The following is a 14,868-nucleotide window of genomic DNA, read 5'->3' as shown; positions in this document are numbered from 1 at the left end:
AAACATACCAATTTTTTACAAAGGAGGGATATTATGCCTGTAAAGTATATTATTGACATTTCAAAAGTCGACCAGCTTACAGATAAAGAAAAAAAAGAATTGAAAAGAGTAACGGAAAAATACAAATTCCGAACTAATGATTATTATTTAAATCTCATAAATTGGGAAGATCCAAATGATCCTATAAGAAAACTTATAATTCCTCAAATAGGAGAACTTGAAGAATGGGGAAGACTAGATGCTTCAAACGAAAAAAGCTATACAATAAGCAAAGGACTACAACACAAATACAGAGACACCGCTCTTTTGTTGGTAAACGATGTATGTGGGGGTTTTTGTAGATTTTGCTTTAGAAAAAGATTATTTATCAACATCGGCGAAGAAGTCGCAAGAGATGTAACAAAAGATTTAGAATATATAAAATCACATAAAGAAATTACAAACGTACTTCTTACTGGAGGAGATCCTCTATTACTTTCTACCAAAAAATTAGAAAAAATAATTTCTCGAATTAGAGAAATAGAACACGTAAAAATCATAAGGATAGGTTCTAAAATGGTTGCTTTCAATCCGTATAGGATAATAGAAGATCCTGAATTAATTGAGCTTATCAAAAAATATTCAACTGATGAAAAGAAAATATACATAATGACACAATTCAACCATCCAAGGGAATTAACAGAACCAGCTATTAAAGCCGTTAATATGCTTTTAAAAGCTGGTGCAATTCTTGCAAACCAAACACCTTTAATCAAAGGGGTAAATGCTAATTGGAAAACCTTAATGGAACTATTCCAAAAATTATCATTTATCGGAATACCACCATATTACGTTTTCCAAGGAAGACCGGTATCCGGTAATAAACCTTTTGCGGTACCAGTTGAAGAAGGATATCAAATATTCTTAAAAGCAATAATGAACGTATCTGGGCTTGCAAAAAGAGCAAGATTTGTTATGTCACATGAAACCGGAAAGATAGAAGTTTCAGCACTTACAGATGAACATATAATATTCAGATATCAAAGAGCTCACAATCCAAAGGATGCTGGGAAAATTATGGTTTTCAAAAGAAATCCAAATGCATACTGGTTTGATGATTACAAAGAACTTGTAACTGAATATATTGTTGAAAATCCCATATATTAAAACAAGCAACCTTTAAAGGTTGCTTGTTTTTTTATATATACCATTTGGAGATATAATATTATATAGAAAAAATTAAAAATTTGGAGTGTGCAAAAATGAACTATGCAATAAGTATTGATTGCGGCACTCAAAGTTTGAGAGCACTTTTATTTGATGAAAACGGAAAACTCCATGATATCGAAAAAATAACATACGTCCCATATTTTTCTACAAAACCGGGGTTAGCGGAACAAGATGTAGAAATTTATTGGAATGCTCTTTCAAGTTCTGTAAAAAGGTTAAAAGAGCGAAATAAAGGAAAATTCTCAAAAGTTCTAGGTGTAAGCATAACAACCCAAAGGGATACTATTGTTTTTGTAGATAAAGAAGGAAAGCCCCTTAGACCAGCAATTATATGGCTTGATCAAAGAAAAGCATCGCAGAAAAATGTGCTAAATTTTATTGAAAATATAGGATTTTCAATTATACGCATGAAAAAAACAGCATTGAGAATTTATAGAAGAAGTAGACCAAATTGGGTAATGGAAAATGAACCAGATGTTTGGAAAAAAACTCATAAAATTCTACTATTATCAGGATATCTCTTGTACAAACTAACGGGAAAATTTATCGATTCAAAAGCATCTCAAATTGGACATATACCATTTGACTATAAAAAACAAGATTGGCCTAAAAGTGACAAAAATTGGCGTTGGCGGTTGTTTGGATTCACAAGAGAACAACTTCCAAAATTAGTTGACCCATGTATCTCCATTGGAAAAATATCAAAAAAAGTTTCACAAGAAATAGGTCTTCCAGAAGGAATAGATATAATAACCTCTGGTTCAGATAAAGGCTGTGAAACTTTGGGAACAGGTTGTATAACCGAAAATTGTGCAAGTCTAAGCTTTGGGACAACTGCAACGGTTCAAGTCACATCTAAAAAATACTTTGAACCTATACCATTTATTCCTCCGTATCCGGCAGTTATCCCAAACATGTACAACCCAGAAATAGAAATATTCAGGGGATATTGGCTAATAAAGTGGTTTATAAGAGAATTTGGAGAAAAAGAAATATCACTCGCAGAAAAATTACAAGTAGCCCCCGAAGTAATATTAAACAAATTTCTCGATAATATTCCCCCAGGATCACACGGACTTATTCTATATCCCATGTGGACTCCAGGACTTGATATGCCAAATGCAAAGGGAGCAATAATTGGTTTTGGAGATATACATACAAAAGGACATATTTATAGAGCGATAATAGAGGGAATAAATTATGCGCTCCGTGATGGATTAGAAAGAATTGAAAAGAAGGGGAAAATTAAAATAAATAGATTAACAGTTTCAGGTGGTGGTGCACAAAGTAATCGCATCTGTCAAATAACCGCAAATATGTTCAACCTTCCCGTATATAAAACAGAAACACATGAAACCTCTGGCCTTGGAGCAGCAATATGTGTATTTGCCGCGTTTTCAGATATAAAAACTGTAGTAAAAAAAATGGTACATTACTCAAATATATTTCAACCCAACGAAAGAGAAGTAGAAATATACGAAAAACTGTATAATAAAGCGTATAAAAAGGTATATTCTTCCCTTAAAAACGTATACAAAGATATTAAGAAAATAACAAACTATCCTGAAGACTAAATAAACAATTGGGAGAAGTACTTCTCCCAATTGTAAAAATTTTACTTTATATTATCATTCTTCAAGTAATTAACTATATTAATAGCAAGTTTTGCATCATCTCCATAATCCCAACCATTGTGTAAAATATCATTTCTATCACCGGTACCATCATCAAAAGGTGAGCTATCACCAATTGCCACTACTTTTCCTTTTCCAAAAGTTGAAACAACTAAAAACGGCTTTTTAAATCTATCTGCTATTAAAACCTTTACCTTATCTGATAAAATTTTTATCGTACTTCCTGCCCATACACCTACTTTTTCTACACCACTTGTTATATAATGTTCATATATATATCTTAAAGGTTCTTCTTGGATATTATCTTCCGAAAATACAAAACCAAACTTTTTAACAAATTGATTAAATATTTTTGGAGAATCCCACCCGTTATGGTTTCTATCTGATCCACCATGGTCAGCTATAAGGAATAACCCTCCACCATTTTCCACAAATTTTACAATTGCCTGTACTTCTGTCTTATCAAATGGTTTGTTAGGTTCTGGAATTACAAGTACCTTGTATAAGCTTAAAAGTTCAAAGGAAAGTTTTTCCTTTGTACCTTTTACATACCCATCTATAGAGTTTGCAAATTTAGAATATGCCCCATTAATTACCCAATCGGCATTCCCCGCTTGTTGACCATGTCCTTCATCGAATAAAACTCTATTTTCAAAAATATCTTTTTTTGGATCAATCGATAATATTTTTGACCCCATTTTATTTCCATTAATATCTCTTATAAATCTTATCATTATCTTTTCAGGTTTTTCAACACCAGCATCCAAAATTATTACTCTGTTGTTAAAGAACATTTCATGTCCTTTAATTTCAACATTTGAAATTCTAACAGTTTTATTATCATTCACACTTGTTGGATCTACAGGTTCATTAAAAACCACATAAACTTTGTTATTCTTCAAAAACACGGATCCTACCTCTGGTGGAAAAACATCTCCAGCTTCTATATCTTCCATTCCCCTTGGCCAAAGCTCAAAAAATGCTTGATATCTTCCAAGTACACCTTTTACCTTCATTTTCATTCCAACTCTAAAATACGAAGTCAATATTCCTGTGTTTTCCCTTATAAAGACCATACCCTTTCCACTACCATCATCAATGTATATCTTTCGCGTATCCCCTTTTTCAATACTCACAACTTTTCCTTCAACTTCAACGAATAGCCCTTGAAGTGATTCATCGTTAATATCAACAGTTTTTATTTTTAATGGCTCTGGCAATTCATTATCACTTGAAATCACCTTAACGCCATTTTTACTCACTACTATCTCCCGATTTAATCTATGTGTCCACAAATAACCTTTAACCTCAACTAAATCCCCACGCTTAACTTTCTCAAAATACCCACCTTTAAGATACACATTAATACCCGCACTCTCATCTTGAACAAATATGATATTAACATCAAATGGGCCTGGTTCTACTGTTACAATTCCCCTAATCAAAACATCTGTCCCATCTGGTAATTTCTTTGCATCTGAAATACTCATGGAAATAGAAATTAAAGAAATTATCAAAAACATCCACACTATAGACTTTTTCATGTTTTCACCTCCTAATTATCATATTATTCTACCATATGGTATAATTCTTTTGAAAGGGGGATTTTTATGCTAAAAGAAATTTTTTTTGACCAAGTTAAACCTGCATATGGTTGCACAGAACCTATAGCAATCGCACTTTCGACAGCAGTTGGAAAAGAGCATTCAACAGGTGAATTAAAAGCAATAGAAATATCTTTGGATAAGAATACGTATAAAAATGGTTTGGTAGTAAATATACCAGGCACAGATATATTTGGGCTTGAACTTGCAGCATCTTTGGGATACATATGTGGAGATGCAAAAAAAGGTTTAGAAGTTTTAAAAAATATAAATCCAAAATGTTTGGAAAGTGCTATGAAAATAAAAAATTTAGTAAAAATCTCTCTTAACGAAAAAAATTACCTTTTTGTGGATACAACTATAATCTCAGATAACAATGTACAGATACTTATTGAGGGAAAACATGATAACATTGCAAAAATAGTGATTGATGGCAAAGTAATTAAAAATGAAAAATTCAATCCTAAAAAAACAAGCATAGAAAAAATTAAAAACTTTTCCATAGATAAGATTTTAGATTACATAGAAAATCCAGATACAGATATCTTAGACTTCGTTGAAAAAGCCATTGAAATGAATCTGGAAATTGCAAAATTTGGAATAAACACAGAAGGAAACTTCTCAAATGCCGCAATAAATGAGTATGTAAAGTATGTAAGTGCAGGTGTAGATGCAAGAATGAGTGGTGCTTTGAAACCTGTAATGACGGTGGCTGGAAGTGGAAATCAAGGTTTGTCCTGTATACTACCACTTGCTTTATATAAAGACAAAGTTTCAAAAGACAAATTATTAAAAGCCACACTATTAAGTATACTAGTTACAATATATATAAAGGCATACACAGGACTTTTAACCCCCATCTGCGGTGCTGGAACCATTTCAGCAGCAGGGGCTGCAGCAGGATTAACTTATATAAACAATGGGAATAAAAAACAAATAAAAAATGCAATAAATGATACTTTAGGTACACTCTTTGGATTAACGTGTGATGGTGCCAAAAGAGGATGTGCACTTAAAGCTATAACTGGTACTCTTACTGCTCTACAAGTAAGCAACTTAGCTTTACACAATATAGACGTTCCATGTGGAAATGGAATAGTTGCAGAAGATGTGGAAGAGACAATAAGAAGAGTGGGAAAACTTACAAATTCTGTTAAACAATTTGACCGTGATGTATTAGATTTCATTGGAAAATGCTAAAGGGAGGTACTTTATGAAATGTCAACATTGTAAGAAAAAAGCTATTTTCAAATCACCAAGACTTTGCGAAGACCATTTTGTGGAATACTTTGAAAGAAAAATAGGAAAATTTTTGAATAAATACAAAATCAAAAATAAAAAATTACTTGTTGCAATTTCAGGTGGAAAGGATTCTGTAGCAGTAAGCTACATTCTTTCAAAATTAAAAGAAAAATTCAATTTAAAAATAGAATACTTTTTTATACGACTTGGAATCCCCGTATTTACCGAAAAATCCGAAGAAATAGCACTAAAAATCACACAGATGACAAATGAAAAGTTAACTATATACGATTTAGAAAAAGAAGAAGGGTTTACAATAATGGATATAAAATATAAACCTTGCTCATACTGTGGAATGATAAGAAGATATATATTAAACAAATACGCATTCGAAAATGATTTTGATTATGTGGTTTTAGGTCATAATTTAGATGATGAGGTCTTTTTCATATTCAACAACATGTTCAACAAAAACATAACACAACTTCAAAGAACAGGTCCCTTAACACCTACAATAAAAGAAAAAAAACTAGTTGGAAGGATTAAACCATTGTACTTTTTAACAGAAGAAGAAATTTTAACATACACAAAACTAAAATCTCTTCCATATATCGGTTGTGCTTGCCCAAACTCTCTAAAAAGCACACAAAAAAAATTCAAAACAAACATAGAGTTTTCTAGGGATCAAAAATTAAACATCGTATACAGCATTTTAGAGATGAAAAAATTCTTACCTGAAGAAAAAATAGAAATAAAATTTTGCGAAAAATGTGGATATCCAACGACTAGTAACATATGTAAATTTTGTAGAACTAAAGAAAGGATAAGGAGGTAATTTTTTTGCAAAACAAAACTTTGTTTTACATATTACTTTTCATGATAGTAGCATTTTTAATATTTGATTTTTTCACAATATTTAATCGAAAACCAAAATTCGATATCACATATTATCAAACTATTATTGAAACTGATTATTCAAACGCTGCAACTATAACAACCATTGCAGGGCTTTCTTTTAACGATCCAAAGGAAATGGAAAACTACAAAGTAAGCTATACACAAAATTCATCTGCTACCTTTCTTGATTATTTTAAAAAGATATCAGAGGAAATCGGAAAAAACATGAGTGTAAAAATGTACAAAAACTCTGCCTCAGAAAGGGCAGGAATCTTAGAAATACAAGAAGTTGCCGTAATAGAAAACCTAGTCACAATAGGCAACAACAAATACACATTAAGTTTAGGTAATATACAAATAAATCCAAATGAAAATTCTTCATTTATAGTATATATCCCAAAAGAAAGTGTTCTGATATCTGCTCAACCTACCCCAACTAGTATAATTAAAAACAAACTCTATTGGTCTGGAAATACACTTAAAAATTTTCCAACGGTAATCTATGGAGGGAAAAAATGAGTTTTGTTGAATGGCTAGTGCTATTATCAACTATCTTTAGTGTTTCATTTGCATGGGGTACATACCTTGTGCATCTGTATTCTACCAAAAATCAACCTGAAAAATTGAAAGAAGATGAAGAACGTCTCATCCAGTTAATGGGGCGGGTAAAAACTTTTGTTGATTCAAAGTTGGAAATATTAGAACAAAAAATGAAAGAAGTCAACGATTTAATTTCTGAAATTAATGACCTTTATTCAAAGGTACTTTTGGATATGTCTCAATTAAAAGAAAAAAATATACAAAAAACACAGGAAAATATAATCAAAGAAGAAAAAATAATTCTAGAAGAAAAAAATGAAATAAAAAAAGAACCAAAAACAGAAAAAACAATGGAAGAAAAAATAATCGAACTTTACAACAACGGTACCAGTGAAGCAGAAATTGCTAAAAAATTTGGTATAGGTATCGGCGAAGTTAGACTTATAATAGATTTATTTCTCCGCTCGAAAGGAGGACAACTATGATTGGAGAACATCCATATGTAAAATGGGCAATAAAGGTAATAGAAAATTATGTTTTATATTCAAAAATAATAAATCCGGACAACTCATTGCCAAAAGAATTATTCGAAAAAAAAGCGGGCTGTTTTGTAACTCTACATACTACAGATGGAAATTTAAGGGGGTGTATAGGAACGTTTAAACCTACTCAAGAAAATCTTGCACTAGAAATAAGAAATAATGCAATCGCTGCTGCAACACAAGACCCAAGGTTTTTACCACTTTCAAAAAAAGAACTTGGTTCAATTATTGTATCTGTAGATGTGCTAAGTGAAATAGAGAAAGTAAACTCAATTAAAGAACTTGATCCAAAAAAATATGGAATAATAGTAAAACAAGGGAACAGAAGAGGGCTTCTACTTCCAGATATAGAAGGTGTTAATTCAACAGATGAACAAATAAGAATTGCAAAACTAAAAGCAGGTATATATTCAGAAAATTTTGAAATATATAAATTCACAGTACAAAGATATCACTGATAAATCTTTTTCCAAAGTTTCTTAATTGTCTTTTCGCACCTTACAAAAACCTCCAACACTTTTGGAGAGAAGTGTTGTGGTTTTGTCCTTTTGTCGCCTTCCATTATTATTTTCATAGCTTCTTCATGCGTAAATGCCCTCTTATACGGCCTTTCCGATCTAAGTGCATCGTAAACATCTACAAGATGAACTATAGCAGCCTCAATAGGAATTTCCTCTCCCTTTAAGCCGTATGGATATCCACTTCCATCCCAGTTTTCGTGATGATATAGTGCTATATTCCTTGCAACTTCAAAATGTGGTTTATCACCAATTAAACGTGCACCGTATATCGTATGTTTTTTCATCTCTTCCCATTCCTCTTCTGTCAATCTTCCATTTTTCGTTAAAATATTTCTATCAACAAAAATCTTGCCAATATCATGCAATGGTGCATAATGTCTTATTTTATAAACCATTTCCCTTGAAAACCCCATCTTTCCTGCTATAAACGCCGACAAAATTCCCACTCTATCTATATGATTCCCTGTATTTTCATCGTATCCTTCTGCAACTTTTGAAAGTTTTATACTAAAATCCAAATATGCCGATTCTAACTCATCATTTACACGTTCTATTTCTTTGTAACTATTTTCTAATTCTTCATTCATGGCAGTTAGTTCTTGAAATGTTGCAGACATTTCTTCTATCATGTATTCATATTCACGTATTAATTCATTAACCTCATCTATTTCACAATCTTCAAAATTATCCACATCAAATATTTTTGTCTTTCTATACTCTCTCATATTGGAAATCAATTTTTCAAAATAACTAGATAATCTTCTAGAAATCTTCTTTGAAAGCTTTATAGAAAACAAAATACCTATTAAAACTGCACCACCAATTATTAACGACATATAAAAAAGGACTTTATATATATACGAAAAGTCAAATGACACACTTAAAAGTAAAGGTCCAAAAACTTCTTTTTCACTTTCAAATTTCCATGGATAATATATTGTATAAATTCCTCTTTGTTTTTTTATATGCAAAATACTATCACTAAAAACTCTTTTTAAGTCCTTTTCACTTAAATCTGTTTTAAGAAATCTTTTTGAAATGGGCATTCCAGAAGAATCACAAACGTTAACTGAAGATATAAATTTAAAATTTTTACTCATATCATTTATCTCACTAAAAGTATCCTTTAGAAACTCAAGTGGCAAACTCATTCTCAAAACATATACCTTATCATTTATCCTAATATACAGATTATTTTTGAAAATTCCATTAACGATATTTTTTTTAATATAATAATCTACAGATTTACTGAGTTTTCCTCTCAACTTTTTATCTAAATCATTAAAATCTAAAATATCCATATATGCATGTTTAAAATAGAAAGGGGCCTTTGAAAATAGTAAAGTTAAAACTCTTTCTCCTTCATCTGGATTCATTTCCAAATATGAAATAGATGATTCTAACTCTTTATCCAAATACCAATTAAAACTCTTTAAAGTTCTTTCAAAAATCTCCATGGTATTTTTGACAAAGGATACGGACATATCTTCAATCTGTTTATTTATACGAAAATTTACAAAAAGATAAAATAAAGAAAGTACTAAAAACAAAATAATCAATCCAAAAACAATGATTTTTATATAACTTTTAAAAAGGAGGTCCTTTAACTTCAACCATTAACACCTCCCTCAAATAGTGAAAGTTGTCCATTTGGTATTTTTTTCTTACTTTTTATTTTCTTTAGTTGTCCTTGTTTTAACACACTTACTTTTTTTTCCAATTCACTTTTCTTTGAAATTACATCTAATATTTCACGTGCTCTCTCTACAACACCTGCAGGAATACCTGCAATTTGTGCTACCTCTATACCGTAACTTCTATCTGCAACTCCTTCAATAACCTTATGTAAAAATATCACACCATTGTTTGTTTCTTTTACTGCTATTGTTAAATTTTTTATTCCTTCATACACATCTGAAAGCTCCGTTAATTCGGTAAAATGTGTTGCAAATATTGTCTTACACCCAATTTCGTTATATATGTATTCACTCATCGCCCAGGCAATACTTATTCCATCAAATGTACTTGTACCTCTCCCCACTTCATCCAAAAGCACTAAACTCTCTCTTGTCGCTTTATCCAAAATCAAAGCTACCTCACTCATTTCAACTAAAAAAGTGCTTTTGCCAGTTGAGATGTCATCTCTTGCACCCATTCTCGTAAATACTCTATCAAAAATGGGAAGTTTAACATTTTCTCCTGGTACAAAACATCCAATTTGAGCCATTATGGCAATTAATCCAACTTGCCTTATATAAGTGCTCTTACCACTCATATTTGGTCCCGTAATAATATACATTCTTCTTTTTTTATCCATGTAAATATCATTGGGAATAAAATCTGAAATGTATCTCTCAACTACAGCATGCCTTGCATTTTTTACACTAAATTCACTATCTGTAAATTCTGGCTTTGTATAACCATACAGTCTAGACACCATTGCGAAATTGCTTACAACATCTAGCTGTGCAAGTTTTTGTGCAAGTACTCTTAAATTTTCCACATAATCTAAAAGTTTCACACGTATTTCTTCAAATAAACTTTTTTCTATAAGCTCTACTTTCTCGCGTGCAGACATTATTTTTTCCTCAAATTCTTTTAATTCCTGCGTTATGTATCTTTCTGAATTTACCAACGTTTGCTTTCTTATATAATCTTCTGGAACGTTCTTTATCTGTCCTTTTGGTACTTCAATATAATATCCAAACACTTGATTAAATCCTACTTTCAACTTTTGAATACCAGTTCTTTGCCTTTCTAATTCTTGAAATTTTTTCAGTCTTTCTTCAGAATGAAACAATAAATTCCTGTAATCATCTAACTCAACAGAATATCCCTCTTTAATTACATTTCCATCACCAGGTGAGTTTGATGGTTCGTCATATAATGCTCTTTCAAGAAACACCACCACTTCCCTAAATTCATCTAAGTTACTTGCAAAATCTTCCAATTTTTTATTTGTGCTCAAAGCTTCTTTAATATGTGGAATCAACAAAAGACTGTTTTTCAAAGATATCAAATCTTTTGGTGAAACCTTTCCATAGCTAAGCCTTGTTAAAATTCTTTCAATATCATAAACTCCGCTTAAATACTCCCTTATCTCATTTAAAAGTAATTGATCATTATAAAAAGCCTCTACTAACCCCTGTCTTTCTAATATTTCATTTTTATCTTTTAAAGGTTGTAAAATCCATTTTTTTAATAATCTTGCACCCATTGAAGTTTTTGTCTGATTCAACACATCAAAAAGATTCTTCCCTTTTTCCCCGGGAATAAGAGATAAATTATCCACTGTTTTTGAATCAAGGACCATATACTTTGTTTTTTCTAATTTCTTGGGTTTTTGTGGTACCTTGCTATCCATTAAAGTGTACTCTAAGTACTTTAAAAGTCCTCCCAAAACCTTCTTTTCAGATTCTAATAATTCAAAATGATCAACAGATGCCAATTTATACGCCTCTTTTATTTTTTCATCATACCCTTGAAAATACCATTCATCCAATTTCTCAACAAAAATATCTGGTAATTCTCTTTTTAAATCTTCATACAACTTTTCATCACAGATTATTTGAGAAATATTTGAAATTTTCACATAATCAATTAATTCATCTAATTTTTCAAAAATTTTTAAAAATAACTCACCTGTAGATACATCAATGAAGGCTGAAACATAATTTTCTTCAAAAATAACCGACATCAAATAATTGTTATCACTTGAGAGAAGTTCGGCCTCAATTATTGTTCCAGGGGTAATAACACGGGTGACTTCTCTTTTAACAATTCCTTTTGCTTGAGATGCATCTTCCATTTGCTCGCAAATAGCCACTTTGTAACCACTTTCCACCAACTTTTTCAAGTAATTTTCAAGTGCATGGTATGGTATTCCCGCCATTGGAGCACTTTGTCTTTTTGTCAACACTATATTTAAAACTTTAGAAATTACCTCAGCGTCCTCAAAAAACGCTTCATAGAAATCTCCAAGTCTAAATAACAATATTGCGTCTTTATACTTTGATTTAATTCCCATATACTGTTTCATCATGGGCGTTAACTTTTCCAAGTCAACCATCCTTTCTGTGTCTTTTCTCAAAATTAATCTCCGCAATAGATTTTTGTATGTAAAGCGGATCAACTTTATCTACAAAATTCCCATTTTCTATTTCTTTTTCCACAAGCATTCCCAATCTCTCAGGTTGGGGATAGTCAAAAAATTCAGGAAATTTTTTCCCGAAAAATTCTGCAGCATCACCTATAACGCTAAAATCTCCATTTAACCTCTCTTTAAATTTTTCAATTTCTTCGACAAACGGAGAAACTTTTACGGATAATTTATCATCGTATATTGCACCATATATATATCCACTTCTTGCCTTACGTACAACTACAATATCTTTACCACAATACAACAGATTTGCCGCTATTATCTTTGTCGATGGAACTGTAACTATCTTTTTATCTATAGAAAGTCCTAAGGCAAATGATATACCAATTCTTAACCCCGTTAAACTTCCCGGACCAATTCCTATACCAACTACATCTAATCCATCAAAATCTATTTCAAATTCTTTGAGTATTTCCATCAAAATACTCAAATTTTTCGTATGTTTATCTTTTGCCATTAAAGTTTGAGTAATAATCCTATTTTCATCTCTATAATACACTACAAGTTGTGGTGTTGATGTATCAATTGCAAAAACTTTCATCAATTATACCTCCTTTTTTTTAATTTTATCATAAAAAAAGCAGGATATTTATCTATCCTGCTTCTTTATCTTTAACAAAAACAAAAAAACACCAATATATACGAAAATATCACCCACACTTATTATATAATATTCTTTCCACGGCAAAATAACAGGTATCCAATCACCGAGAAATATTTTCCAACTAAACGTGTCAACAACCACATGCCTCATACCTATAGGAAGCGCAAATTTTTTTACAAGACTTTTTAAAACTGGCATTTTCCAACCATTTATCATCATAACAAATGAATTTAAAACTGTTCCAATTGTTATCAAAGAAAACCCCGGAATATGTTTGTTTAATAACAAGAGCACTATTAATATAGAAAAAGAAAGTGGCATTAAAATCTCCCTATAATACGGTATAACCTGAAGAACGAAAGGTATTGGAAACAAATAAAAATACCTATACCTTCTCCCTACTACAAATTTTATTCTTTTAGTTAATATAGAAATAAAAAAAGAGATTAAAAAGACATATACTATCATTAATACTCACTCCTTACCAAACTTAAAAATATTTTAACGATTTTCGGATCAAAAATCACTCCCGAATTTTCCTCTATAAATAATATTGCCCTTTCTTTCTCCCATGCCTTTCGATATGGCCTGTCACTTGTAAGTGCATCAAAAACATCACATATAGTTAATATTCTAGAAACAACTGGAATATCTTCTTTTGACAACCCATCTGGGTAACCTTTTCCATCCCATCTTTCGTGATGATGCAACACCCATTTTGCTATAGTATCTTTATACTCTGTTATATTTTTTAATATTTCATATCCCTTTTTAGAATGTTCTTTCATTATTTCGTACTCCTCAAAAGACAACTTATCTGTTTTCAAAAGAATTATATCTGGAATTCCTATTTTTCCCACATCGTGTAATATTCCCGCAATCTCAATTAACTTTAAATCTTTATCGGGAACCCCTAGCTCTTTTGCTACTTTTACGGCAAGTTTTGAAACATTTTCTCCATGTCCAAAAGTATAACTATCCTTTTCTTCTAAACTTTTGGTAAGTACCGTTAAAAAATCAACCTTTGCATTTCTGTATTTTGTAGCATAATAATTTCCAAGCTGTACACTAACAATTGTAAAAAATGTAATAGGAATCGCGGAAACCCCAACCAACCTGTACAAAAAATAAACCACAAAGATATTCAAAGATGTAAAAATACTATTAAAAAACCTTCCTTCACCAAATACTTGTCTTACACAAGCCTTAAATGAACCATTGTAGAAAAAATATAAAAACAAAAATACAAAAGAAAAATTAAAAAAAGTATAAAAAATAGAAAGAACAACAACATAAAGAGAAGATAAAAGGATATTTTTCATGATAAAAGAACCCCAATGAAATAACTTGGATGCAATAAAAATCAAAAGACCAATCATTGAAGTATTAAAAACAAAAAAATGATAATTCTTAGAAAACAAAACCTTTGGTTTTAAAAAAAGAAAAGAAATCAAAGGTAAAAGCATTGCATTTGAAATATTGAGAATACCAGCAGAAATAATAGAAATAATCATTCCAGCACTCAATATCAAATCAAACTTTTTTTCTTTTTCTTCAAATTTTTTCTCAATAAACGTCTGAAGGTTTACAAGCACAAGTTCAAATGCAATATAAAAAGCAATCATTAGGTAAAAATTTATGTCAAAAAGGTCAAAGCCATTTTTTCTTATAGAAAGAAAAAGAAGGAGCGCATATAATGCTCCTAAAAAATATACATATATAAATAACCTATTCTTTTTCAAATCTAAATTCTTCAAAAAATTCCCCATCGTATCACCTGCTTTTTCTCTCTAACTTACTTTCCTCCTTTTGATGGCCAAAGAGTAAGGTTTCCCACAGTAGCAATTACAAATGGCAAAGCAATAAGTGCGAAAACAATAATTTTCTTCCACATCTTCTTCATACCTTCTCCC

The 14,868-nt window shown here is 30.9% G+C and carries 13 protein-coding genes; 7 read left to right on the top strand and 6 right to left on the bottom strand.

Features of this window, described 5'->3' with window-relative positions; all coding sequences use genetic code 11:
- Positions 1 to 33 precede the first annotated feature (33 nt).
- Both XO08_RS05690 and XO08_RS05685 read left to right on the top strand, forming a co-directional pair.
- Positions 34 to 1,146, top strand: coding sequence for a KamA family radical SAM protein (locus XO08_RS05690; protein ID WP_075666051.1), 1,113 nt, complete (start codon positions 34 to 36; stop codon positions 1,144 to 1,146).
- Between the two features lie 95 nt (positions 1,147 to 1,241).
- Positions 1,242 to 2,783 carry an FGGY-family carbohydrate kinase gene (locus tag XO08_RS05685; RefSeq protein WP_075666050.1) on the top strand — a complete coding sequence of 514 codons (1,542 nt, stop codon included), beginning with the start codon at positions 1,242 to 1,244 and terminating at the stop codon, positions 2,781 to 2,783.
- 41 nt (positions 2,784 to 2,824) lie between these two features.
- On the opposite strand, the gene XO08_RS05680 is transcribed toward XO08_RS05685, so the two are convergent.
- The gene (locus XO08_RS05680) at positions 2,825 to 4,387 is read right to left on the bottom strand and encodes a DNA-binding protein (protein ID WP_075666049.1); all 1,563 of its coding nucleotides are present in this window, start codon (positions 4,385 to 4,387) and stop codon (positions 2,825 to 2,827) included.
- 66 nt (positions 4,388 to 4,453) lie between these two features.
- On the opposite strand from XO08_RS05680, the gene XO08_RS05675 reads away from it, so the two are divergent.
- From XO08_RS05675 to amrA, 5 genes are read left to right on the top strand one after another with little or no spacing between them, the layout of a single operon-like run.
- The gene (locus XO08_RS05675) at positions 4,454 to 5,647 is read left to right on the top strand and encodes a serine dehydratase subunit alpha family protein (protein WP_075666048.1); all 1,194 of its coding nucleotides are present in this window, start codon (positions 4,454 to 4,456) and stop codon (positions 5,645 to 5,647) included.
- Between the two features lie 13 nt (positions 5,648 to 5,660).
- Entirely contained in the window at positions 5,661 to 6,524 is an 864-nt protein-coding gene (locus tag XO08_RS05670) for an ATP-binding protein (RefSeq protein ID WP_077287561.1), read from the top strand.
- Between the two features lie 5 nt (positions 6,525 to 6,529).
- Entirely contained in the window at positions 6,530 to 7,105 is a 576-nt protein-coding gene (locus tag XO08_RS05665) for a DUF4897 domain-containing protein (RefSeq protein ID WP_077287559.1), read from the top strand.
- Entirely contained in the window at positions 7,102 to 7,611 is a 510-nt protein-coding gene (locus tag XO08_RS05660) for a DUF6115 domain-containing protein (protein WP_077287557.1), read from the top strand. Before XO08_RS05665 ends, XO08_RS05660 begins: the two co-directional genes overlap by 4 nt.
- Positions 7,608 to 8,126, top strand: coding sequence for an AmmeMemoRadiSam system protein A (gene amrA / locus XO08_RS05655; protein WP_077287555.1), 519 nt, complete (start codon positions 7,608 to 7,610; stop codon positions 8,124 to 8,126). Before XO08_RS05660 ends, amrA begins: the two co-directional genes overlap by 4 nt.
- Here the strand turns inward: amrA and XO08_RS09400 are convergent.
- From XO08_RS09400 to XO08_RS05630, 5 genes are read right to left on the bottom strand one after another with little or no spacing between them, the layout of a single operon-like run.
- Positions 8,120 to 9,802, bottom strand: coding sequence for an HD domain-containing phosphohydrolase (locus tag XO08_RS09400; RefSeq protein ID WP_233120233.1), 1,683 nt, complete (start codon positions 9,800 to 9,802; stop codon positions 8,120 to 8,122). The two genes, amrA and XO08_RS09400, sit on opposite strands and share 7 nt — an antisense overlap.
- Positions 9,799 to 12,258 (bottom strand): DNA mismatch repair protein MutS, encoded by a 2,460-nt coding sequence (gene mutS / locus XO08_RS05645; RefSeq protein WP_077287609.1) that lies wholly within the window; start codon positions 12,256 to 12,258, stop codon positions 9,799 to 9,801. The genes XO08_RS09400 and mutS overlap by 4 nt, the downstream gene beginning before the upstream one ends.
- On the bottom strand, positions 12,251 to 12,892 hold the full coding sequence (gene tsaB, locus XO08_RS05640; protein ID WP_077198359.1) for a tRNA (adenosine(37)-N6)-threonylcarbamoyltransferase complex dimerization subunit type 1 TsaB: 642 nt from the start codon (positions 12,890 to 12,892) through the stop codon (positions 12,251 to 12,253). Before tsaB ends, mutS begins: the two co-directional genes overlap by 8 nt.
- A 48-nt stretch (positions 12,893 to 12,940) precedes the next feature.
- The gene (locus tag XO08_RS05635) at positions 12,941 to 13,423 is read right to left on the bottom strand and encodes a DUF5317 family protein (RefSeq protein WP_077287553.1); all 483 of its coding nucleotides are present in this window, start codon (positions 13,421 to 13,423) and stop codon (positions 12,941 to 12,943) included.
- A complete protein-coding gene (locus tag XO08_RS05630) occupies positions 13,423 to 14,724 on the bottom strand; it encodes an HD-GYP domain-containing protein (RefSeq protein ID WP_077287551.1) in 1,302 nt (433 codons plus the stop codon). The genes XO08_RS05635 and XO08_RS05630 overlap by 1 nt, the downstream gene beginning before the upstream one ends.
- Positions 14,725 to 14,868: the final 144 nt, after the last annotated feature.

The sequence above is a fragment of the Thermosipho sp. 1074 genome, assembly GCF_001999655.1.
Taxonomy (GTDB): domain Bacteria; phylum Thermotogota; class Thermotogae; order Thermotogales; family Fervidobacteriaceae; genus Thermosipho; species Thermosipho affectus.
Note: the sequence above shows the minus strand (reverse complement) of the source record. Positions and strands in the feature narration are given on the sequence as shown.